We start from the raw sequence: 21,275 nt of genomic DNA, 5'->3' as shown, positions 1-21,275 counted from the left end.
ATCATGTCGGCGAGGTCCGCGGTCAAGCGTGATCCGGCTATGCCAATGAAAAACGCCCGGCACGGGCCGGGCGTTTTCTTGACATCGATTGCGACTCAGAGGCTGGAGACGAACACCACCAGCACGCCGATCGGTGCAACAAAGCGAACGACCAGATTCCACAGGGCGAAGCCGCCGCTGCTCAGGTTCAGCTCATCGCGCACGCTATCGCGGTCCAGGCACCAACCGACGAACAGCACGGCCCCGAGGGCGGTCAGCGGCAGCAGGAATTTGCTGGTCAGCTTGTCGAGCAGGTCGAAGATGTTGTTGCCGAAGATCAGCACATCGCTCCACACGTTGAAAGACAGCAGCGCCGCAATACCCAGCGCCCAGATCACGGCACTGGCCAGCAGCGTGGCGCCGACACGACCCAGCGGGGTGCGCTCTTGCAGCAACTCGACGGACGGCTCGAGCAGCGAGATGGCGGAGGTCAGTGCGGCGAAGGTCAGCAGCAGGAAGAACATGCCGGCCAGGATCACACCACCGGTGACTTGGCCGAACACCAGCGGCAGGGTCACAAAGATCAGGCCCGGGCCGGCGGCCGGATCGAGGCCATTGGCAAACACGATGGGGAAGATCGCCAGACCGGCGGCCAGCGCGATCACGGTGTCCATGATGGCCACGGTGCGCGCCGCACGCAGCAGGTCGACCTTTTCGCCCAGGTAGGAGCCGTAGGCGATCATCACACCCATGCCGAGCGACAGGGTGAAGAAGGCGTGGCCGAGGGCGGCCAGCACGACTTCGCCGGTGAGCTTGGAGAAGTCCGGGGCAAACAGGTATTCAAGCGCCTGGCCGAACCCGCTCGAGGCGGCGCCGTAACCGACCATCAGCGCCAGCAACACGCCGAGGGCCGGCATCAGGATCTTGGAAGCACGCTCCAGACCACCTGCCACGCCCATCGCGACCACGCCAGCGGTCAGGACCATGAAGGCGGTGTGCCAGATGGTGAGCGAACCGGGGTTGCCGAGCATGCCGGAGAAGGCGGCGCCGGCGGCGTCCTTGTCCATACCGGTGAAGCCACCGCTGACGGCGTCGATCAGGTAAGACAGCGCCCAGCCGCCAATCACGCTATAGAAGGACAGAATCAGGAAGCCGGCCAGGGTGCCGCTGACACCGACCATCACCCAGCCCTTGCTGCGGCCATTGGCCTCGGCCAGATCGGCCATGGTGTTGATCGGGTTCTTCTGACCACGACGACCGATCATCCACTCGGCCACGATGATCGGCAGACCGATCATGGCGATGCAGATCAGGTAGACCGCCACAAACGCGGCACCGCCGCTCTGGCCAACCATGTAGGGAAACTTCCAGATATTGCCCAGACCCACCGCGGAACCGACCGCGGCGAGCATGAAACCCATGCGCGACGACCACTGACCGTGGCCTTGTTTGAGTGCTGACATGCGTGCTGTCTCCATCCTTGTTTAACAATTCGGCTCTCCGCGCACGCCCTGCTTGGCGCGGAAAAATTCGGCCGGATCACTCTTCTATGTATGTGATGTCGCGATCCGGCGTGTGCTGACTCAGCGCTTGAATCGAGCTTCGGCCAGTGCGTCGGCCACTTCTCCCGTCGGACGCTGTTCGGTGCTGGCACGCTCGAAAATCTCGAGCAGCGTGCCGTAAATGCCTTCGACATGGGCCAGCAGCGCGGCGCGGTCGAAACCGGTGCGCTCGTAGTACACGTCGATGATGCCGCCGGCGTTGATGACATAGTCCGGCGCGTAAAGAATGCCGCGACGCATCAGCTCGGAGCCGTGACGGGCTTCGGCCAGCTGGTTGTTGGAGGCGCCGGCCACGATGCGGGCCTTCAGTTGCGGGATGGTCTGGTCATTGATGACCGCGCCCAGCGCGCAAGGGGCGAACACGTCGACGTCCTGAGCGTAGATCGCGTCCGGCGCCACCACGACCGCGCCCAGCTCGGCTTCGGCACGGCTCAGGTTGTCCTGGTGGATGTCGGTCACCCACAGCTTGGCGCCGGCCGCGTGCAGCTGCTGTGCCAGATCGAAACCGACGTTGCCCACGCCTTGCACGGCCACGCGAACGCCGTCCAGCGAGTCGCGACCGAGCTGTGCTTTGACCGCCGCCTTGATGCCCACGAAGGTCCCCAGGGCGGTCGCCGGCGAGGGGTCGCCGCTACGCGTGCCACCGCCATCGGTCGGCTTGTCGACGATGCCGGCCACATGCGCGGTGCGCTCGGCCAGGTATTTCATGTCGGCCACGCTGGTGCCCGAGTCTTCGGCGGCGATGTAGCGGCCGTTGAGGTTGTTCAGGGCGCGGGCAAAGGCGTCGAGCAACGCGGGGGACTTGTCGGTGCGCGGGTTGCCGATGATCACCGACTTGCCGCCGCCAAGCTTGAGGCCGGCCAGGGCCGACTTGTAAGTCATGCCGCGCGACAGGCGCAGCACGTCATGGATCGCCTCTTCCTCGCTGGCGTAGGGCCACATGCGGCAACCGCCGAGGGCCGGGCCGAGGTTGGAATTATGGACGGCGATGATGGCTTTCAGGCCGCTGGCATCGTCGCTGACAAACACGACTTGTTCATGGTCGGCGAAATCGCGCAGGGAAAATACGGACATGCTGTGTCTCCTTCCTTCTTGGTATGGGCACCCTTCACGGATGCCCGAATGGATGCAGCACGCCCGCCGCCGTCTCTTGTGGCGACTTGGGCGGACGTGCTGCGGGTTTTAAACGACTTAGGCTTTGGCCTTGGGAGTATGACGAATCACTTTCGCTTCGCCCAGCGTGCTCTTGCCTTCGAAGCGCGCCATCAGCGTCTTTTGCTGATTGCGAGCGTGCTCGACATAGCGCTCACGCACATGGCCGAAGCCACGCATCTGGTCAGGCAGGTTGGCCAGCTCGACCGCCACTTCATGGTTGCCCGGCTTGAGGCCGGCCAGCACGGTGGCGATCAGCGCCTCGTACTCGGTGATCAGGGCACGATCCAGCTTGCGGTCGGCGCTGCGGGCGAAGGGGTCGAGGGCACCACCGCGCAGATGCTTGAAGCGGGCCATCAGACGCATGGCCTTGAGCATCCACGGGCCATAGGCACGCTTCTTCAGGTGACCGGTGGCGGCGTCCTTGTCGGCGAGCAGCGGCGGGGCCAGATGGAAGACCAGCTTGTAGTCGCCTTCGAACTGATCCTCGACGCGCTGCAGGAAGTCGCTGTCGGTGTACAGACGGGCCACTTCGTACTCGTCCTTGTAGGCCAGCAGCTTGTAATAGCCACGTGCCACGGCTTCGGTCAGCAGGGTGATGCCCGGCGACACGGCCTCTTCGGCCTTGCGCACGGTGTTCACCAGCGCCATGTAGCGTTCGGCGTAGGCGGCGTCCTGATAGGCGGTGAGCTGCTCCTTGCGACGCGCAATCACCTGATCGACCGTGGTCGACAGCGTGTGGTGCGCCGGCACATGCGCCGGCTGGGCGGCTTTGGCCACCACGGCCATATCCACCGCGGCCGCACGGCCCCACTGGAAGGCGGTGATGTTGGACTTGACCGCGGCGCCGTTGATCTCGATGGCGCGAATGATCGCGTCACGGGTCAGCGGCACCAGGCCTTTCTGCCAGGCGTAGCCGAGCATGAACAGGTTGGTGGCAATCGCGTCGCCCATGATCGCCGTGGCCAGGCGCGAGGCATCCAGGAAGTCTACCTTGTCCGCGCCGACGGCCTCGGCGATGCGCGCTTCCATCCCGTCTTGCGGGAACTGCGGGTCCGGATTTTTCTGTACGTCGCCACTGCGTGCCTGAGCGGCAAAGCCGCGCACGAAGTCGCTGGTGTTGCTCTTGTCGCTGTTGATGACCACGCGGGTGTGCTCGCTGCGCATCTTGGCAATCGAATCGTCGGAGGCGGCCACCACCAGATCGCAACCGATCACGGCATTGGCTTCGCCGGCGGCCACTCGCGCTGCGTAGAGCGACTCGGGCTTGTCGGCGATGCGTACATGCGAGAACACCGCGCCGCCCTTCTGGGCCAGACCGGCCATGTCGAGCACCGACACGCCCTTGCCTTCGAGGTGAGCGGCCATACCGAGCAGCGCACCGATGGTCACCACGCCGGTACCGCCGACGCCAGTGATCAGCATGCCCCACGGTGCAGCGGTACCCGGCAGCGTCGGCTCGGGCAGATTGGCGAACAGGGTCTCGGTCGGCGTGGCGGCCTTGCCTTTCTTGAGCGAGCCGCCTTCGATGGTGACAAAGCTCGGGCAGAAGCCCTTCAGGCAGGAGAAGTCCTTGTTGCAGGCGGACTGGTCGATGGTGCGCTTGCGACCGAATTCGGTCTCGACCGGCATCACCGACATGCAGTTGGATTTCTCCGAGCAGTCGCCGCAACCTTCGCAGACCAGGTCGTTGATGACCACGCGCTTGGCCGGGTCCGGGAAGGTGCCGCGCTTGCGACGACGACGCTTTTCGGCGGCGCAGGTCTGGTCGTAAATGATCGCGCTGGTGCCGGAGACTTCGCGCAACTCGCGCTGCACGGCATCGAGTTCGTCGCGATGACGGATCGGGGTATGCGCCGGCAGGCCGACGTCACCGGCGTACTTCTCGGGCTCGTCGGTTACCACCACCAGATTGTGGATGCCTTCGGCGGCGATCTGACGGGCGATGATCGGCACGCTCAGCTGGCCGTCGTGCGGCTGACCGCCGGTCATGGCGACCGCGTCGTTATAGAGGATCTTGTAGGTGATGTTCACCCCGGCGGCGATCGACTGACGGATCGCCAGCAGGCCGGAGTGCATATAGGTGCCGTCACCGAGGTTGGCAAACACATGCCGGGTGTCGGTGAACGGGGCCTGACCGACCCAGGGCACACCCTCGCCGCCCATCTGGCAGAAGGTCTGCGTCGACTCGGGCGACAGCCAGGTGGCCATGTAGTGGCAACCAATACCGGCCAGCGCCTTGGAGCCTTCAGGCACCTTGGTGGACGAGTTGTGCGGGCAGCCCGAACAATAGTGCGGAATGCGGGCGATGGCGCGGTTCGGCTTGGCCAGCGCGGCTTCCTTGGCTTCGAGGAAGGCCAGGCGCGCGGCGATGCGGTCGGAGGTGTAGTGGCGTGCGATGCGCGCGGCGATGACGCGGGCGATCATCGCCGGGGTCAGCTCGCCGGCGGCCGGCAGCAGCCATTCGCTGTGCGGCAGCGACCATTCGCCTTTCTCGTCGAACTTGCCGATCACGCGCGGGCGGGCCGACTCGCTCCAGTTGTAAAGTTCTTCCTTGATCTGGTATTCGAGGAACTGGCGCTTCTCCTCGATCACCAGAATCTCTTCCAGCCCCTCGGCGAACTCGCGCACGCCTTCGGCTTCGAGCGGCCAGACCATGCCGACCTTGTACAGGCGCAGGCCGATCTTGGCGGCCACGGCGTCGTCGATACCCAGGTCTTCCAGCGCCTGGCGCACATCGAGATAGCTCTTGCCGCTGGTGACGATACCCAGACGCGGCGTCGGGCTGTCGATCACGATCTTGTTCAGTTTGTTGGCGCGGCAGTAGGCCAGCGCGGCGTACAGCTTGTGGTGCAGCAGACGCTTTTCCTGCACCAGCGGGGGATCGGGCCAACGGATGTTGAGGCCGTCGGCCGGGATCGGGAAATCGGTCGGGATGATGGTCTCGACGGCGAAGGGGTCGACGTTCACCGAGGCCGAGGTCTCGACGGTATCTGCCAGGGCCTTGAAGGCCACCCAACAGCCGGAGTAACGCGACATGGCAAAACCGTGGATGCCCATGTCCAGGTATTCCTGGATGTCGGCCGGGGCCAGCACCGGCATCATCAATGCCTTGAACACATGCTCGGTCTGGTGCGGCAGGGTCGAGGACTTGGCTGCGTGATCGTCGCCGGCAATCGCCAGCACACCACCAAATTTGGACGTCCCCGCTGCGTTGGCATGGCGGAACACATCACCGGTGCGATCGACGCCCGGGCCCTTGCCGTACCACATGGCAAACACGCCGTCGTACTTGGCGCTGGGGTCGAGGTTGACCTGCTGGGTGCCCCACACCGCGGTGGCGGCGAGGTCTTCGTTGATGCCGGCCTGGAACTTGATGTGGTTCGGCTCGAGGAATTTCTTCGCCCGCCAGAACTCATGGTCCACGTTACCCAGCGGCGAACCGCGGTAACCGCTCACGAAACCGGCGGTGTTCAATCCGGCGCGCTCGTCGCGTGCGCGTTGCAACATGGGCAGGCGCACCAGCGCCTGGGTTCCGTTCAAATAGACGCGACCGCTGGGCAGCGTATATTTGTCGTTCAACGTCACTGTGCGCAGTGCGCCCGCTTCTGCATCCTTGTGGGGTGCGTTCATAGACCGTCTCCTCCATTGTGTGGTTTGGCCTTGTTTCGCTGAATGATAGGAAACGATCTCGTTATCGTAAAATCACAAGAATTCTATTTAGGTATCAATAAAAGTAATGGCAAGTGAAATCACACTCCGCCAGCTGCGCTACTTCACCGCCGCCGCCGAAACCGGGCAGTTCTCGATGGCCGCGGCCAAGATGTTCGTGTCGCAGTCGGCCATCACCAATGCCATCTTGCTGCTCGAAGAACGCCTCGGCGTCAAACTGTTCGACCGCCTGCCCCACGGCGTCGTCCTCACTGCCGAAGGCCACCGCTTCTATCAGCACGCCGGCAACATCCTCGACTCGGTGCAAGACGCCCTGCGCGAGCCGCGCTTCTGCGCCGACAGCCTCACCGGCAGCATCCGTATCGCCGCCACCTACACGGTGCTCGGCTACTTTCTGCCGCCGCTGTTCTCGCGTTTTCGCGCCACCTATCCCGAAGTCGACCTCGACCTGCACGACATGGGCCGGCTGGAAGTCGAAGCCGCCGTGGAATCCGGCAAGCTGGAACTGGGCGTGGTCGTACTCTCCAACGTAGAGCACCCCGAACGCTTCGGCCACCATGTTTTGATGCGCTCACGCCGCCAGCTGTGGGCCGCCGCCGGCCATCCGGTGCTGCAAACGCCCTACCCCTCGCTCGCCGACATCGCCACCCAGCCCTATATTTTGCTCACCGTCGACGGCGGCGAAGACGCCAACCGCCGCTTCTGGATCGACAACGGCCTGGAGCCCCGCGTGGCCTTCCGCACCAGTGTCATGGAAGCTGTCCGCGGCATGGTCGCTCACGGCTTTGGCGTCACCATCCTCAGCGACATGGTCTATCGCCCGTGGTCGCTCGAAGGCAAAAAGATCGAAGCCCGGCCGATTCTCGACGCCGTACCGCACATGGAAGTCGGCCTGATCTGGCCCAAAGACGCCAAGCTCTCCGAACCGGCCGAAGCCCTGCGGCAATTTTTGATTCAGGCCTGCGGGAGCTGAGTTCGGCTGGCGCACCGGAGCATCTCCCGTAGGGCGGATAAGCCACAGGCGCATCCGCCAGCGGTGCGACCCCGGGGCGTTGATCGGCGGATGCGCTTCGCTTCTCCGCCCTACAAGTCGCGATCCCGACGTAGGGTGGTCAGCTTGCCTGCCCACCCGCGATACCCCAAACAACCGACGATTGGTGGTCAGCAAAGCTGACCACCCTACAGCCCGACATGACGCGCTCCCGACGTAGGGTGGGCAGCTTGCCTGCCCACCAGCGGTGCCCCGCACAACCAATGAATGGTGGGCGGCAAGCCGCCCACCCTACGGCGCCGATGCTGGCCCGCGGCAACGGAACCCGAGCGGCTCAACGCATCTCGAAGGCTTCCTGATGAAAGCGCACCCGCCAGCGATTCAAGCCCTGGCGCAGGGCAGCGCCGAAGCCTTTGGGGCCACAGAACCACACATCGGCCGCGCCGCGCACCTTCATGTTCTCCGCCGTCAGCGGCGCCTCGCGGTCGGTGCTGACAACGGTCAAACGCACCGCCGGCAAGTTGGCACACAGCGCCGTCACGCGTGACACAAAGGGATCGGTGTCACGGTTGCGCACGCAGTAATACAGGTCGGCCGCGGGAACTGTCTCGGGCGTCGCCTGCATGGATTCCAACCAGGCCAGAAAAGGCGTCACGCCCACGCCGGCAGCCACCCAGATCTGCCGCGCACCGGTTCGTGCACGACGATGATCGAAGCAACCATACGGCCCCTCCACCGTCACCGCCTGCCCGACCTGTACCCGCCTCGCCAGCGTCTCGGTATAGTCGCCCAGCGCCTTGATCTCGAAGCGCAGCCGCCCGTCGCCGGCATCGGCGCTAGCGATGGTGAAGGGGTGCGGGCCTTCGAAACGGTCGAAGTTGAGAAACACGAACTGCCCCGCGCGATGCCCCGGCCAATCCGGCAGCTGACAGACAACCTCGGTCAGCCCCGCGGCGGGCGTGCTCACCGCTGCCACCGTCCCGGCATGACGCCGACGCTGACCGATGCGCCCGGTCAGCGCCATCAGCGCCGCCACCGACCCGGCCGCCGCCATCGCCGCCAACAGCCAGCCCACCGGTTGCGACCAGTAAGCCACCGGCGCCAGAAAGGCGGCATGGATCACCAGCATCAGATACAGCACCGGCATGGCCTTGTGCGCATAGCGCCACAGGTGAAAGGGGAAGCGCTTCCACAGCGTCAGCAGCAACATCGCCAGCAAGGCGTAGATCGCCCATTCGCCGAGTTCTTCGGCCATGTCGCGCAGCGCCTCGAAGATTCCATCGCCGTGCTCCTTGGACAAGCGCCCTTCGCGGCCCCACAGCGCCTTGATGACATCGTCGGACATCTCCACCAGCCAGTGCAGCGCGGCAAAGCTGATCGCCAGGATGCCGGCCCACTTGTGGGTGCGATACATCTTGTCGAGTCCGCCGAAGGCGCGCTCAAGCCAGGCCGGGCGGGTCGCCAGCAGCATGATCAGCGACATCAGCGAGAAGGCCCACAAGCCCGTGAGGTACAGCGCCTGATGGCGCAGCATCCACGGCAGGCCGCCGCCGGACTGATCCGGTGCGCCGCCCGCCAGCGCCCAGATCAGCGCGACGCCGGCGACATAGAGTGCGAGGAAGGTTTTCATGACTTTTCTCCCATTACCGCCACGACATAGTGGAGAACTCGTAGCGTGCGCGGGCCGGTCGGGGGCGGCCGGCGCGCAGCGAGCGAAATGTAGGCAAATGAGCCTTGCGGGCACCGCCCAATCCCGAGATGCCATGCGTAGTCGATTTATTCACAACGTCTCAATCGTCTTCGAAATAGCCGCGCTCGCCATCCACATGGCAGGCCACGCAGTTGGCCTTGCTGGCGATCTCCTTGCGCGTCCACTCGCGCGGCGACACCTCGCGATGCTCGCGCACCCATTTGGGCAATTCGGTGATGCGCTGCGGCGCGGCCGAGGCCGGCACGCCGCGCAGCCAGCGACGCATATCGCCATAGCCGGTGCTATCGGCAGCATGTGCGACCAGATAGGTGGTGATCTGTTTGGCGGTGGCCGCATCCACGCTGGCGTCTTCGCCAAAGTGGTTATCCAGCTCGCCCATCATCTTCTGCCACGAGCGCGCCGGCAGCAGCCCGGGCGGAAAAGCCATGTGGCAGCTGCCACACTCCTGGCGGGTGAGCGGGTCGGTCACCGGCGGGAAGAATTCATCGCTGCCGGCACGGGCGCGCTCCAGCATCACGGCGCCCGCGGCGAACAAGGCGGCGCCTACGGCGATCGATCGGATGAGGGTGGTCATGGTCTGTCTCCTGAACTTATTGGGTGGTCATGAAGGCGAGCCAGTCGCCCTTTTCGCGGGGCGTGCATTCGCGGCCCAGCACCTCGCGGCAGTTGCGCCGAAACCACTTCTCGACCTTGGCCGCGTCGGTGTAGCGCGTCGGCGCGACCGACACCGCCACCGGCTCGATGGCCTTGCCGACCGGCGTGCGGCCGGCAGCGCGCGTGTTCTCGCCATGGCAGCTGGTGCAACTCGGCGAGTCCGGCTTGCCGCCGCTGTGGCGGTCGCGGTGCAGCGCCTCGCCACGCGCCGCCGAAAATCCGGCAAACGCGGCGTCCGCGGCTTTGGCCTGCGCGGCATAGCCGGCGAGAATGTCGTCTCGCGGCGCGGCCTGCGCGGCCTGCGCGGCCGACATCATTGTCAGCGCGGCCAGAAACAAGAATCGGGGTCGTATCTGCATCATCTTCTCCACTCGGCATGGCCAGCATTCATCATGGTTCGCAGTGTGCGCAGCCGGGCCTGAACCCATCCTGAAACCGCTGTTCACCCCCCGTTCAGCTTCATCAGGGTAGAAAATAGGCATGAAGAGACGGAGACACGCCATGCGCTGGCTGCTTGCCCTGCTGCTGAGTACCACCCTGATCGCCCCCGGCCTGGCCGATAGCGACCACGACCGCGCCCGCCGTGCGCGCGACGCCGGCCAGGTGATGCCGCTGCCGGCCATCCTTGAACGGGTGGCGCAGGACTACCCCGGCCGGGTGGTCGAGGTGGAACTCGAAGACGAGGACGATCGCTGGATCTACGAGATCAAGCTGGTGCAACCCGGCGGGCGCCTGCTCAAGCTTGAGGTGGACGCCACCGACGCGCGCATCCTCAAAGCGCGCGGCAAGCAACGTGAACGGGAGGACCACTGATGCGCATTCTGGTTGTCGAAGACGAACCCACCCTCGCCCAGCAACTGGCTGACGCGCTGACCGATGCCGGCTACGCGGTCGACCGCGCCGACAACGGCCTCGACGCGCACTACCTCGGCGACACCGAGCCCTTCGACGCCGTGGTGCTCGACCTCGGCCTGCCGCAAATGGACGGGCTCACCGTGCTCGGCAAATGGCGCAACGCCGGTCGCAGCATGCCTGTGCTGATCCTCACCGCCCGCGACGACTGGCACCAGAAGGTGGCCGGCATCGACGCCGGCGCCGACGACTACCTCACCAAGCCCTTCCACATGGCCGAGCTGCTGGCCCGCCTGCGCGCCCTCATCCGCCGCGCCGGCGGCCACGCCAGCGCCCTGCTCAACTGCGGCCCGCTGTGCCTCGACACCCGCAACAGCCAGCTCACCCGTGACGGCCAGCCGGTCTCGCTGACCAGCCATGAATACCGGGTGCTGAGCTACTTCATGCACCACCCCGGCAAGGTGATTTCGCGCACCGAACTGACCGAACACCTCTACGCGCAAGACTTCGACCGCGACTCCAACACCATCGAAGTCTTCGTCGGCCGGCTGCGCAAGAAACTGCCCGAGGGCATGATCGAAACCGTGCGCGGCCTCGGCTACCGGCTGGTCGCACCGACATGAGCACACGAGCGGCCATGCACCGCTCGCTGCGCCTGCGCCTGCTCGCCGGTTCGCTGGTGTGGATTGTCGCCGCCGTGGCGATCACCGGCTTTCTGCTCGCCGATCTGTTCGGCCAGCATGTGCGCGAGCGCGTCGACGCCGAGCTGAACGGCCATCTCGATCAGCTCACCGCGGTGCTCGACGTCGCCCCCGACGGCAGCGCCACGCTGCGCCTGCCGCTCTCCGACCCGCGCCTGAGCCGGCCCTACGCCGGCCTCTACTGGCAGGTCGACGGCGGCCCGACCGGCGCCATCGGCCTGCTGCGCTCACGCTCGCTGTGGGACACCGCGCTGGCCGTGCCGCCCGACGCCCTCGCCGACGGAGAAGTGCATGTACACCAGGTCGACGGCCCCGACGCCAGCCAACTGCGCATGATGGAACGCCTGATTCGCCCCGCCGAGTTACCCGACACCGCCTACCGCCTGATCGTCGCCATCGACACCCGCCAGATCGACGAGCCGGTCGAAGACTTCGCCACCTTGCTGGCCATCGCGCTCGGCGTGCTCGCCCTCGGCCTGGCCGCGGCGGCGGTGCTGCAGGTCGGCGTCGGCCTCGCCCCGCTGGGGCGCATGCGTGACGCCCTCGGCGCGGTGCGCGACGGCCACGCCCGCCGGCTCGAAGGCGACTACCCGCAGGAGGTGCAGCCGCTGGTCGACGAACTCAACACCCTGCTCGCGCACAACGAAGCCACGGTCGAGCGCGCCCGCACCCAGGCCGGCAACCTCGCCCACGCGGTCAAGACGCCGCTCGCCATCCTCGCCAACGCCGCCCGCAACGACAGCAGCGACCTCGCCCGCCTGGTCGACGAGCAGGTTGGCGACGCCCGCCGCCAGGTCGACTACCACCTCGCCCTCGCCCGCGCCCGCGCCGCGGCGGCGGTGCAGCAAGCCGGCCTCAAGACCCCGCTGCGCCCGGTGCTCGACGGCCTCATCCGGGTCATGAGCCGCCTGCATGCCGAACGCAATCTGCACATTGCGCTGACCGACGTGGCCGACACCCTGGCCTGCCGGGGCGACACGCAAGACCTGCAGGAGATGCTCGGCAACCTGCTCGACAACGCCTGCAAATGGGCTCGCAGCCAAGTGAGCATCAGCGCCACCCTCAGCGACGGTCTGATCACCGTGCACATCGACGACGACGGCCCCGGCCTCAGCGAGGCGCAACGCACCGCCGTGCTGGCGCGCGGCGTGCGCGCCGACGAGCACACCCCCGGCTCCGGCCTGGGGCTGGCCATCGCGCATGATCTGGCCCGCGTGTATGGCGGCGATCTGCGCCTCGACACCGCCCCGCTCGGCGGCCTGCGCGCCACGCTGCAACTGCCCGCCGCCTAGCCCGGCCCCGTCGGGAGTCCCTACTGCCCAAAGGGTTTCAGCCCGACGATACTCACCAAAAAAGTGGTGCGCAGACTTGACGCATTCAAATAGGACCAATATAGTTCTATTTAAAACCACAACACTCATGGAGCCGCCCCAATGATTACCCCCCCGGCCATCCTTCGCCTGCTTACCGATTCGGCCCACTACTTTGGGCTGCTCCCCACGCCGGCGCTGACCGTCACCTTGCTTGGCACGTCGCATCGCCAGGCTCAGCCCACCCGGACCCCGGCCAACGACGGCCGCCATCGGCTCACCCCGATGGGCGACGAGGACCAGACATGCTGCGCGTAAGCAAACTGACCGACTACGGCACGCTGGTGCTCACGCACATGGCGGGCTTTCCGGACCACCTGTTCAGCGTCGCCGAGCTGACCCAGATCCTGCATCTGAACGCGCCGACGATCAGCAAGGTGCTCAAGGCGCTCGGCCGGCACGAGCTGGTCAGCAGCGTGCGCGGCGCGCGCGGCGGCTACGCCCTGGCGCGCCCCGCCACGCAGATCAGCGTCGCCCAGATCATCGACGCACTCGAAGACCAGCCCTTTGGCCTCACCGAGTGCAGCGCCACCGCCGGCACCTGCGACATCGAAGGCGATTGCCGCATCCGTGCCAACTGGCAGCGCATCAACACCGTGGTGCGCCGCGTGCTCGACGACGTCTGCCTCGCCGACATGGTGGAGCCCCTGCCGCTGGCCACCGAGGCCCGCATGGTGCGACACGCCACCCCCGCCATCAAATGCACACCGCAGTAACCAGGAGATGTCTTCCATGAAAACCGCCACCCCCGCCCGGAAGATCGACAGCTTTCTCGATCAGGAATACTCCGCCGGCTTCGAAACCCTGCTCGAGGCAGACACCCTGCCCAAGGGCTTGTCGGAAGACGTGATCCGCGTGATCTCGGCCAAGAAAGGCGAGCCCGAGTTCCTGCTCGAATGGCGTCTCGAAGCCTATCGTCGCTGGCTGACCATGACGGCCCCCAAATGGGCCGCGGTCGACTTCCCCGACATCGACTTCCAGGACATCGTCTACTACTCCGCGCCCAAGAAAAAAGACGGCCCGAAGAGCCTCGACGAGGTCGACCCCGAGCTGCTCAAAACCTTCGAAAAGCTCGGCGTGCCGCTGCACGAGCGCGCCCGCCTCGCCGGTGTGGCGGTCGATGCGGTGTTCGACTCGGTGTCGGTGGCCACCACCTTCAAGAAGGAACTGGGCGAGCACGGCATCATCTTCTGTTCGTTCTCGGAGGCGGTCAAAACTCACCCCGAGCTGATCCGCCAGTACCTCGGCACCGTGGTGCCGCCGAGCGACAACTTCTATGCCGCGCTCAACTCGGCGGTGTTCTCGGACGGCTCCTTCGTGTTCATCCCGAAGGGCGTCAAGTGCCCGATGGAGTTGTCCACCTACTTCCGCATCAACGCCCGCGACACCGGGCAGTTCGAGCGCACGCTGATCATCGCCGAAGAAGGCGCCTCGGTCAGCTACCTCGAAGGCTGTACGGCGCCGATGCGTGACGAAAATCAACTCCACGCCGCCGTGGTGGAGCTGATCGCGCTGGACGACGCCAAGATCAAATATTCAACGGTGCAGAACTGGTACCCCGGCGACAAGGACGGCATCGGCGGCATCTACAACTTCGTCACCAAGCGCGGCGACTGTCGCGGCGCCCGCTCGCACATCTCCTGGACGCAGGTCGAAACCGGCTCCGCGATCACCTGGAAATACCCCAGCGTGATCCTGCGCGGCGACGACTCGGTGGGCGACTTCCACTCCGTGGCGCTCTCCAACCACCGCCAGCAGGCCGACACCGGCACCAAGATGATCCACATGGGTCGCAACACCAAGAGCACGATTTTGTCGAAAGGCATCTCGGCTGGCCGCGGCAGCAACACCTTCCGCGGGCTGGTGCGCATCGCCCCCAAAGCCGAGGGCGCACGCAACTACACGCAGTGCGACTCGCTGCTCATTGGCGACCAGTGCGCGGCCCACACCTTCCCGACCATCGAGGCGCGCAACCCCACGGCGCATGTCGAGCACGAAGCCACGACCTCGCGCATCGGCGAAGACCAGCTCTTCTACGCCATGCAGCGCGGCCTCACCGCCGAAGACGCGGTGTCGATGATCGTCAATGGTTTCTGCCGCGAGGTGTTCAAGGAACTGCCCATGGAATTCGCCGTCGAGGCGCAAAAGCTGCTCGGCGTCAGCCTCGAAGGCAGCATCGGATAAGGATCGGGACGCAAGCACCGCAGCACGTCCCGTCAAAGCAAACTCAGGAGAATCACGCATGCTCGATATCAAAAACCTCAAAGCCTCGGTTGAAGGCAAAGACATCCTCAAAGGCCTCGACCTGCAAGTGAAGGCCGGCGAAGTGCACGCCATCATGGGCCCCAACGGCTCGGGCAAGAGCACGCTGTCACAAGTGCTGGCCGGCCGCGACACCTTCCAGGTGGACGGCGGCTCGGTCACCTGGGACGGCCAGGACCTGCTCGCCATGCCCATCGAAGAGCGCGCCCGCGCTGGCCTGTTCCTCGCCTTCCAGTACCCGGTCGAGATCCCCGGCGTGTCGAACGCTTACTTCCTCAAGGCGGCGGTCAATGCCGTGCGCAAACACCGCGGCCTGCCCGAGTTCGACGCCATGGACTTCCTCACCCGCGTCAAGGCCGAGATGAAATCGGTCGGCATGAAAGAAGAATTCCTCTACCGCGCGGTGAACGAAGGCTTCTCCGGCGGCGAGAAAAAACGCAACGAAGTGCTGCAGATGGCGCTGCTCGAACCGCGCCTGGCGATCCTCGACGAGACCGACTCCGGCCTCGATATCGACGCGCTCAAGGTGGTGGCCGACGGCGTCAACCGCCTGCGCTCGCCCGATCGCGCGCTGATCGTCATCACCCACTACCAGCGCCTGCTCGACTACATCGTGCCCGACCATGTGCATGTGCTCTCGCAAGGGCGCATCGTGCGCTCCGGCGGCCGCGAGCTGGCGCTTGAACTGGAAGAAAAAGGCTATGGCTGGATCGGCGACGCGGGCGAGATTCACGCCGCCCCGCCGGCCGCGGGAGGTGCCCAATGAGCGCTGTCGACACCTGGGTGTCTGCCTTCCACGCCGGCGCGGCCGTGCAGCCAGGTGCCGGCCTGCCCTGGCTCGCCGCGCTGCGCCGCGAGGCGCTGTACCGCTTCGCCGACGAAGGCTGGCCCACCCGTCGCCACCCGCGCTGGCAGCACACCTCGCTGGCCTTCATGGACCAGCAAGACTTCGCCGCCAACACCGTCGCGCCCGACGCCGCGGCCGCCCTCGCCCGCCTGCGTGGCGACGACGCCGGCCACTGGCTGGTGTTTGTCGGTGGGCGGTTCAATACGGAACTGTCCGACATCGGCGCCCTGCCCGCCGGCGTGCAACTGACCAGCCTGGCCGACGCGCTGGAGCAGCACCCCGAGGCAGTGCAAGCCGCCTTCGGCAGCGCCACAGACGGCGACAGCCCGGCCGCGCTCAACCTCGCACTGGCGACTGACGGCGCCTGGCTGCGCCTGCCGCGCGGCGTGGCGCTGGAGGCCCCGGTGCACCTGGTGTTCATCGCCGGCAGCACCGACGCCAGCCAGCACCTGCGCAACCTGATCGTCGCCGAGGCCAACAGCGAAGCGACCATCGTCGAGCACTATCTGGGCGAAGGCGACGCCACCACGCTCACCACCGCCGCCACCCGGCTGCAGGTGGACGCCGACGCGCGCATCACCCACCTCAAGCTGCAGCAAGAAGCCGAGCCCGCCATTCACCTGGCCAGCATCGACGCGACTCAGGCGCGGGGCGCGCAGTTTGCCTCGCACTCGCTATCCTTCGGTGCCCGGCTGGCGCGCAACGACATCCACACCCGCTTCGACGGCGAAGGCTGCGACGCGCTGCTCAATGGCCTGTATCACCTCGACGGCCGGCGCCATGTGGACCACCACACCAGCATCAACCACGCCCAGCCGCGCGGCAACAGCCGCGAGTTCTACCGTGGCCTGCTCGATGGCAACTCGCGTGGCGTGTTCACCGGCCGCATCATCGTCGCCAAAGATGCCCAGCGCAGCGACGCCATGCAGCGCTGCGACAACCTGCTGCTCTCGCGCGCAGCCGAAGCCGACGCCCGACCCGAGCTCGAGATCTACGCCGACGACGTGAAATGCGCCCACGGCGCCACGGTGGGGCAGATGGACGAGGACAGCCTGTTCTATTTGCAGACACGCGGCCTCGACGACGCCCACGCCCGCCGCCTGCTCACCTACGCCTTCGCGGCCGAAGCGCTCGACCGCATCACGCTGCTGCCGCTGCGCAAGCAAGCCCGCGCCGCGCTCATGGCGCGCCTGCCCGGGGGCGAACTGCTGGAGGAACTGTTGTGAACACCGTCGCTGATCCGCGCCTCGCCCTGGCGGCCACCGAGCTGCCGGTGGCGGACGACTTTCCCATCCTCGCCCGCCCGGTGCACGGCCGCCGCCTGGCTTATCTCGACAACGGCGCCACCACGCAAAAGCCCACGGCGGTGATCGAGGCCGAGGCACGCTTTTATCGCGAGTCGAATGCCAACATCCACCGCGGCGTGCACTGGCTGTCGCAACACGCCACCGAACTGTACGACGCCGCACGCGCCACGGTGCAACGCTTCATCGGCGCGGCGCGGGCAGATGAAATCATCTTCACCCGTGGCACCACCGAGGCCATCAATCTGGTCGCCAACACCTGGGGGCGCAAGCAGCTCACCGCTGGCGACGAGATCCTCATCACCACGCTGGAGCACCACTCCAACATCGTGCCCTGGCAGATGCTGTGCGAGCAGACCGGCGCGGTGCTCAAGGTCGCGCCGGTCAATGAAATTGGCGAGGTGGAGCTCGATGGCTTCGACGCGCTGCTGAGCCCGCGCACCCGGCTGGTCGCCATCACGCATATCTCCAACGCGCTGGGCAGCATCAACCCGGTGGCCGAGATGGTTGAGCACGCGCATGCGGTCGGCGCCGTGGTGCTGGTCGACGGCGCGCAAGCCGTGGCCCACCAGGCGGTCGACATGCAGGCGCTGGGCTGCGACTTTTACGCTTTCTCGGGCCACAAGCTCTACGGCCCCACCGGCATCGGCGTGCTCTACGGCCGTGCCGAGCTGCTCGCCGACATGCCGCCGTGGCAAGGCGGCGGCGACATGATCCGCACCGTCAGCTTCGAGCGCAGCACCTACGCCGAAGCGCCGCAACGCTTCGAGGCCGGCACGCCCAACATCGCCGGCGCCGTCGCGCTGGCGGCCGCCATCGACTATGTGCAAGCGCTCGGCATGGACCGCATCGTGGCGCATGAGCACGCCCTGCTCGCGCACGCCACCGCCGCGCTCAGCGCCATCCCCGGCCTGCGCATGGTGGGCACCGCGGCTCACAAGGCGGGCATTCTGTCCTTCATGATCGAGCACATCCACCCGCACGACCTGGGCACCATTCTGGACAGCGAAGGCGTCGCCATCCGCGCCGGCCACCACTGCGCCATGCCGCTGATGACCCGCTTCGGCATCCCCGGCACAGCACGCGCCTCGCTGGCCGTCTATAACAATGAAACTGACATAGCCGCGCTGGTCAGCGCCATCGACAAGGCGCAAACCCTGTTCGGCACGAGGAAACCCGCATGAGCGCCATGGACGGCAACCTGCGCGAGCTCTACCAGGAGGTGATCTTCGATCACAACCGCCAGCCGCGTAACTTTCATGACATGCCCGAGGCCGATCACCACGCCGACGGCCACAACCCGCTGTGCGGCGACCAGCTCACGGTGTATTTGCGCATCAATAATGATGTGATCGAAGACGTGAGCTTTGTCGGCCACGGCTGCGCCATCTCCACCGCCTCCGCCTCGCTCATGACCGAAGCGGTCAAAGGCAAGACGGTGGCCGAGGTCGAAGCGCTGTTCAAAGACTTCCACGCCCTGCTCACCGACACCCCGCCCGAGCGCGACTTCGGCAAGCTCGCCGTGCTCACTGGCGTGCGTGAATTCCCCGCCCGGGTCAAATGCGCCACGCTGGCCTGGCACACCCTGCACAACGCGCTGATCGGGGATCACACCCCGGCGCACACGGAATAAGGAACGCATCATGGGCGACGCCTACGGCGAAACCGACTCCCGCACCCTGCTGCGCGACTGCGCCGCAGTCAGCGTGCCCTGGGGTAACCCCGAAACGCTGGAAGTCGGCAACTTCGCACTCATCACCCAGCGCCTCGGCGGCTCGATTACCGTCATGTGCGGCGGCAACCTGTATCGCATCGACGAACGCAACGCCGACGCCCTCGGCCTCGAGCCGCAATTGCCGGCCACCCCGCCGCCCGCCGACACCGGCGAGCGCAGCATCGACAGCATCGAGCAAGCTGCGTGGACGCAGCTGGGCACCTGCTTCGACCCCGAGATCCCGATCGACATCGTCAATCTCGGCCTGGTCTACGCCTGCACCGCCGAGATGATCGCGCCAGACACCTACCGCCTCACCGTCAACATGACACTCACCGCGCCCGGCTGCGGCATGGGCACCGTCATCGCCGACGAAGCCCACGCCAAGCTGCTCGACATCCCCGGCGTCAAAGAGGCCGAAGTCAATCTGGTGTGGGACCCACCCTGGTCCCGCGAAATGATGAGCGACGCCGCCCGACTTGAAATGGGCATGTTTTAAACACAGGGCGCCGCCGCACCCACCGTAGGGTCGTCAGCTCCGCTGCCCACCAGGCATCGCTCGTTCGGGGCTTCGCTGGTTGGCCACCACCGTAGGGTGGTCAGCTCCGCTGCCCACCAAACATCCCACGTTTGGCGCACCCCTGGTGGGCAGACAAGCTGCCCACCCTACGACCATGTGACCCACACCGCATCACGCTATCGCCCGACAACACCACCGGAGCACGCACCATGATCGACGAAGCCTTCCACCCCGACACCCTGCGCTGCGTCCTGCTCGAAGGCATCCACGCCTCGGCCGTAGACGTGTTCGAAAACCACGGCTACACCCATGTCGAGCAGCACGCCACCGCCCTCTCGGGCGACGCGCTCACCGCCGCCATCGCCAAGGCCCACTTCATCGGCATTCGCTCGCGCACCCACCTGACCGACGCCGTGCTCGACAAAGCCCCGCACCTGCTCGCCATCGGCTGCTTCTGCATCGGCACCAACCAGGTCGACCTCGCCGCCGCCGCCCGGCGCGGCATCCCGGTGTTCAACGCCCCCTTCTCCAACACCCGCAGCGTCGCCGAGCTGGTGCTCGCCGAAATCATCATGCTGCTGCGCGGCATCCCCGAAAAAAACGCCGCCCAGCACCGCGGCGGCTGGATGAAACACGCCACCGGCTCGCACGAAGCGCGCGGCAAAACCCTCGGCATCATCGGCTACGGTCACATCGGCACCCAGATCGGCATCCTCGCCGAACAACTCGGCATGCGCGTGCTCTACCACGACATCGAAAGCCGCCTCGCGCTCGGCAACGCCCACGCCGTCCCAACGCTCGACACCCTGCTCGCCCAGGCCGACGTCGTCAGCCTGCATGTGCCCCAAACCCCCGCCACCCAAAACCTCATCAACGCCAAACGCCTCGCGCAGATGAAACCCGGCAGCCACCTCATCAACGCCTCGCGCGGCACCGTCGTCGACATCGACGCCCTCGCCCAGGCGCTGGCCAGCGGCCACCTGCGCGGCGCCGCCATCGACGTCTTCCCGCAAGAGCCCGGCGGCAACAGCGACAGCTTCACCTCGCCCCTCACCCGCTTCGATAACGTCATCCTCACCCCCCACATCGGCGGCTCCACTCTCGAAGCCCAAGAAAACATCGGCACCGAAGTCGCCACCCACCTCATGCGCTACGGCCAGAACGGCTCCGTGCTCATGGCCGTCAACTTCCCCGAGCTCTCCCTCCCCGTCCAACACGGCGCCACCCGCATCCTCCACATCCACCGCAACGTCCCCGGCGTCCTCGCCAAAATCAACGACATCTTCTCCGCCGCCGGCATCAACATCGCCGCGCAATACCTGCAAACCGGGCCAGAGCTGGGGTATGCGGCGATTGATATCGATGCCGCGCTGACGGCGGAGGATTTGAAGCGGCTGCGGGGGATTGAGGGGACCTTGAGGTGCCGGACGCTGGTGCGGTAAGCGGTTAGTCTCTTTGGCTGGGTGCGCCACCCATGGGGGATGTAGACATCCCTTGGGGGTGGCGCTTGCCGTTTACGGGGGGCTCGGGTTTAATTCCTGTCGGATATGACGATCCGCGACGAGTATTGCAACAACGCAGCCCTCTCGTCCGCCCACCAAAGTGACGCAATTGCCACTTGGTTTTAGGAGGGTCCACAACTGACTGGATCGTTGATTTTTAATAGATATTTCGATCTCCCGAGTGACGATTGCGGCGCTGTGATGCGGTGTTTTTCGTCGATCAGGAGGTCTACTTATAGGTTTTAGGAAAGTTATGGATACACTGCGCGCGATCTGGCCATTTGTCCTTGGGCAGCAGGAGCTGATCTTCCAAATCACGGGGGTTGCCGTGGTTGGACTATTGTAGTGGTCCAATTTCCTCGGACACCTCGATAGGTGGATGATCCATCCTGAGAGGAGAAACTGATGAACCGCAAACGCAGGACATTCGATGCAGCGTTCAAGCTGCAGGTGGCCCAGATGGTCCGGGAGCAAGGACTGAG

The 21,275-nt window shown here is 65.8% G+C and carries 19 protein-coding genes; 13 read left to right on the top strand and 6 right to left on the bottom strand.

Features of this window, described 5'->3' with window-relative positions; genetic code table 11:
• Window positions 1-95: 95 nt before the first annotated feature.
• The 3 genes from FHP89_RS17555 to FHP89_RS17545 form a co-directional block, all read right to left on the bottom strand.
• Window positions 96-1,442 (bottom strand): sodium-dependent transporter, encoded by a 1,347-nt coding sequence (locus FHP89_RS17555; protein WP_144174117.1) that lies wholly within the window; start codon window positions 1,440-1,442, stop codon window positions 96-98.
• Window positions 1,443-1,562: 120 nt separating this feature from the next.
• On the bottom strand, window positions 1,563-2,615 hold the full coding sequence (locus FHP89_RS17550; RefSeq protein ID WP_144174119.1) for a Glu/Leu/Phe/Val dehydrogenase dimerization domain-containing protein: 1,053 nt from the start codon (window positions 2,613-2,615) through the stop codon (window positions 1,563-1,565).
• Between the two features lie 117 nt (window positions 2,616-2,732).
• Window positions 2,733-6,326 (bottom strand): indolepyruvate ferredoxin oxidoreductase family protein, encoded by a 3,594-nt coding sequence (locus FHP89_RS17545; RefSeq protein ID WP_144174121.1) that lies wholly within the window; start codon window positions 6,324-6,326, stop codon window positions 2,733-2,735.
• A 106-nt stretch (window positions 6,327-6,432) separates the two neighbouring features.
• Here FHP89_RS17545 and FHP89_RS17540 point away from each other — a divergent pair, with 106 nt between their 5' ends.
• A complete protein-coding gene (locus FHP89_RS17540) occupies window positions 6,433-7,338 on the top strand; it encodes a LysR family transcriptional regulator (RefSeq protein ID WP_144174130.1) in 906 nt (301 codons plus the stop codon).
• Window positions 7,339-7,690: 352 nt separating this feature from the next.
• Here FHP89_RS17540 and FHP89_RS17535 read toward each other — a convergent pair whose 3' ends face one another.
• The 3 genes from FHP89_RS17535 to FHP89_RS17525 all read right to left on the bottom strand — a co-directional run bounded on the left by FHP89_RS17535 (window position 7,691) and on the right by FHP89_RS17525 (window position 10,080).
• Entirely contained in the window at window positions 7,691-8,986 is a 1,296-nt protein-coding gene (locus FHP89_RS17535) for a ferredoxin reductase family protein (protein ID WP_144174137.1), read from the bottom strand.
• Between the two features lie 160 nt (window positions 8,987-9,146).
• Window positions 9,147-9,641, bottom strand: coding sequence for a diheme cytochrome c (locus FHP89_RS17530; RefSeq protein ID WP_144174139.1), 495 nt, complete (start codon window positions 9,639-9,641; stop codon window positions 9,147-9,149).
• Window positions 9,642-9,657: 16 nt separating this feature from the next.
• Window positions 9,658-10,080 carry a DUF1924 domain-containing protein gene (locus tag FHP89_RS17525; RefSeq protein ID WP_186300200.1) on the bottom strand — a complete coding sequence of 141 codons (423 nt, stop codon included), beginning with the start codon at window positions 10,078-10,080 and terminating at the stop codon, window positions 9,658-9,660.
• A 142-nt stretch (window positions 10,081-10,222) separates the two neighbouring features.
• Here FHP89_RS17525 and FHP89_RS17520 point away from each other — a divergent pair, with 142 nt between their 5' ends.
• The 12 genes from FHP89_RS17520 to serA all read left to right on the top strand — a co-directional run bounded on the left by FHP89_RS17520 (window position 10,223) and on the right by serA (window position 20,733).
• On the top strand, window positions 10,223-10,534 hold the full coding sequence (locus FHP89_RS17520; protein WP_222105435.1) for a PepSY domain-containing protein: 312 nt from the start codon (window positions 10,223-10,225) through the stop codon (window positions 10,532-10,534).
• Window positions 10,534-11,196: a response regulator transcription factor gene (locus FHP89_RS17515; RefSeq protein WP_144174143.1), complete on the top strand. Its 663-nt coding sequence runs from the start codon at window positions 10,534-10,536 to the stop codon at window positions 11,194-11,196. The genes FHP89_RS17520 and FHP89_RS17515 overlap by 1 nt, the downstream gene beginning before the upstream one ends.
• Window positions 11,193-12,566 carry a sensor histidine kinase gene (locus tag FHP89_RS17510; protein ID WP_144174145.1) on the top strand — a complete coding sequence of 458 codons (1,374 nt, stop codon included), beginning with the start codon at window positions 11,193-11,195 and terminating at the stop codon, window positions 12,564-12,566. The genes FHP89_RS17515 and FHP89_RS17510 overlap by 4 nt, the downstream gene beginning before the upstream one ends.
• Before the next feature lie 141 nt (window positions 12,567-12,707).
• The gene (locus tag FHP89_RS17505; RefSeq protein ID WP_144174147.1) at window positions 12,708-12,902 is read left to right on the top strand and encodes a hypothetical protein; all 195 of its coding nucleotides are present in this window, start codon (window positions 12,708-12,710) and stop codon (window positions 12,900-12,902) included.
• On the top strand, window positions 12,890-13,360 hold the full coding sequence (locus FHP89_RS17500) for an SUF system Fe-S cluster assembly regulator (RefSeq protein ID WP_144174149.1): 471 nt from the start codon (window positions 12,890-12,892) through the stop codon (window positions 13,358-13,360). Before FHP89_RS17505 ends, FHP89_RS17500 begins: the two co-directional genes overlap by 13 nt.
• 16 nt (window positions 13,361-13,376) lie before the next feature.
• Entirely contained in the window at window positions 13,377-14,828 is a 1,452-nt protein-coding gene (sufB, locus tag FHP89_RS17495; protein WP_144174152.1) for a Fe-S cluster assembly protein SufB, read from the top strand.
• Window positions 14,829-14,886: 58 nt separating this feature from the next.
• Entirely contained in the window at window positions 14,887-15,672 is a 786-nt protein-coding gene (sufC, locus tag FHP89_RS17490; protein WP_144174154.1) for a Fe-S cluster assembly ATPase SufC, read from the top strand.
• Entirely contained in the window at window positions 15,669-16,979 is a 1,311-nt protein-coding gene (gene sufD / locus FHP89_RS17485) for a Fe-S cluster assembly protein SufD (protein WP_144174156.1), read from the top strand. The genes sufC and sufD overlap by 4 nt, the downstream gene beginning before the upstream one ends.
• Window positions 16,976-18,241, top strand: coding sequence for a cysteine desulfurase (locus tag FHP89_RS17480; protein ID WP_186300201.1), 1,266 nt, complete (start codon window positions 16,976-16,978; stop codon window positions 18,239-18,241). The genes sufD and FHP89_RS17480 overlap by 4 nt, the downstream gene beginning before the upstream one ends.
• Entirely contained in the window at window positions 18,238-18,690 is a 453-nt protein-coding gene (gene sufU, locus FHP89_RS17475; RefSeq protein ID WP_186300202.1) for a Fe-S cluster assembly sulfur transfer protein SufU, read from the top strand. The genes FHP89_RS17480 and sufU overlap by 4 nt, the downstream gene beginning before the upstream one ends.
• Window positions 18,691-18,700: 10 nt before the next feature.
• Window positions 18,701-19,270, top strand: coding sequence for a putative Fe-S cluster assembly protein SufT (gene sufT / locus FHP89_RS17470; RefSeq protein WP_144174159.1), 570 nt, complete (start codon window positions 18,701-18,703; stop codon window positions 19,268-19,270).
• 230 nt (window positions 19,271-19,500) lie between these two features.
• On the top strand, window positions 19,501-20,733 hold the full coding sequence (serA, locus tag FHP89_RS17465) for a phosphoglycerate dehydrogenase (protein WP_144174161.1): 1,233 nt from the start codon (window positions 19,501-19,503) through the stop codon (window positions 20,731-20,733).
• The last annotated feature ends 542 nt before the right edge of the window (window positions 20,734-21,275 follow it).

It is taken from the genome of Denitromonas ohlonensis (assembly GCF_007625205.1).
In the GTDB taxonomy this organism is placed as follows: domain Bacteria; phylum Pseudomonadota; class Gammaproteobacteria; order Burkholderiales; family Rhodocyclaceae; genus Nitrogeniibacter; species Nitrogeniibacter ohlonensis.
This window is presented reverse-complemented; position numbering and strand designations above follow the sequence as displayed.

Bases quoted from the DNA above. Each gene is read 5' to 3' on its own strand.
- FHP89_RS17555 (WP_144174117.1), bottom strand. From the start codon at position 1,442: ATGTCAGCACTCAAACAAGGCCACGGTCAGTGGTCGTCGCGCATGGGT.
- FHP89_RS17550 (WP_144174119.1), bottom strand. From the start codon at position 2,615: ATGTCCGTATTTTCCCTGCGCGATTTCGCCGACCATGAACAAGTCGTG.
- FHP89_RS17545 (WP_144174121.1), bottom strand. From the start codon at position 6,326: ATGAACGCACCCCACAAGGATGCAGAAGCGGGCGCACTGCGCACAGTG.
- FHP89_RS17540 (WP_144174130.1), top strand. From the start codon at position 6,433: ATGGCAAGTGAAATCACACTCCGCCAGCTGCGCTACTTCACCGCCGCC.
- FHP89_RS17535 (WP_144174137.1), bottom strand. From the start codon at position 8,986: ATGAAAACCTTCCTCGCACTCTATGTCGCCGGCGTCGCGCTGATCTGG.
- FHP89_RS17530 (WP_144174139.1), bottom strand. From the start codon at position 9,641: ATGACCACCCTCATCCGATCGATCGCCGTAGGCGCCGCCTTGTTCGCC.
- FHP89_RS17525 (WP_186300200.1), bottom strand. From the start codon at position 10,080: ATGCAGATACGACCCCGATTCTTGTTTCTGGCCGCGCTGACAATGATG.
- FHP89_RS17520 (WP_222105435.1), top strand. From the start codon at position 10,223: ATGCGCTGGCTGCTTGCCCTGCTGCTGAGTACCACCCTGATCGCCCCC.
- FHP89_RS17515 (WP_144174143.1), top strand. From the start codon at position 10,534: ATGCGCATTCTGGTTGTCGAAGACGAACCCACCCTCGCCCAGCAACTG.
- FHP89_RS17510 (WP_144174145.1), top strand. From the start codon at position 11,193: ATGAGCACACGAGCGGCCATGCACCGCTCGCTGCGCCTGCGCCTGCTC.
- FHP89_RS17505 (WP_144174147.1), top strand. From the start codon at position 12,708: ATGATTACCCCCCCGGCCATCCTTCGCCTGCTTACCGATTCGGCCCAC.
- FHP89_RS17500 (WP_144174149.1), top strand. From the start codon at position 12,890: ATGCTGCGCGTAAGCAAACTGACCGACTACGGCACGCTGGTGCTCACG.
- sufB (WP_144174152.1), top strand. From the start codon at position 13,377: ATGAAAACCGCCACCCCCGCCCGGAAGATCGACAGCTTTCTCGATCAG.
- sufC (WP_144174154.1), top strand. From the start codon at position 14,887: ATGCTCGATATCAAAAACCTCAAAGCCTCGGTTGAAGGCAAAGACATC.
- sufD (WP_144174156.1), top strand. From the start codon at position 15,669: ATGAGCGCTGTCGACACCTGGGTGTCTGCCTTCCACGCCGGCGCGGCC.
- sufU (WP_186300202.1), top strand. From the start codon at position 18,238: ATGAGCGCCATGGACGGCAACCTGCGCGAGCTCTACCAGGAGGTGATC.
- sufT (WP_144174159.1), top strand. From the start codon at position 18,701: ATGGGCGACGCCTACGGCGAAACCGACTCCCGCACCCTGCTGCGCGAC.
- serA (WP_144174161.1), top strand. From the start codon at position 19,501: ATGATCGACGAAGCCTTCCACCCCGACACCCTGCGCTGCGTCCTGCTC.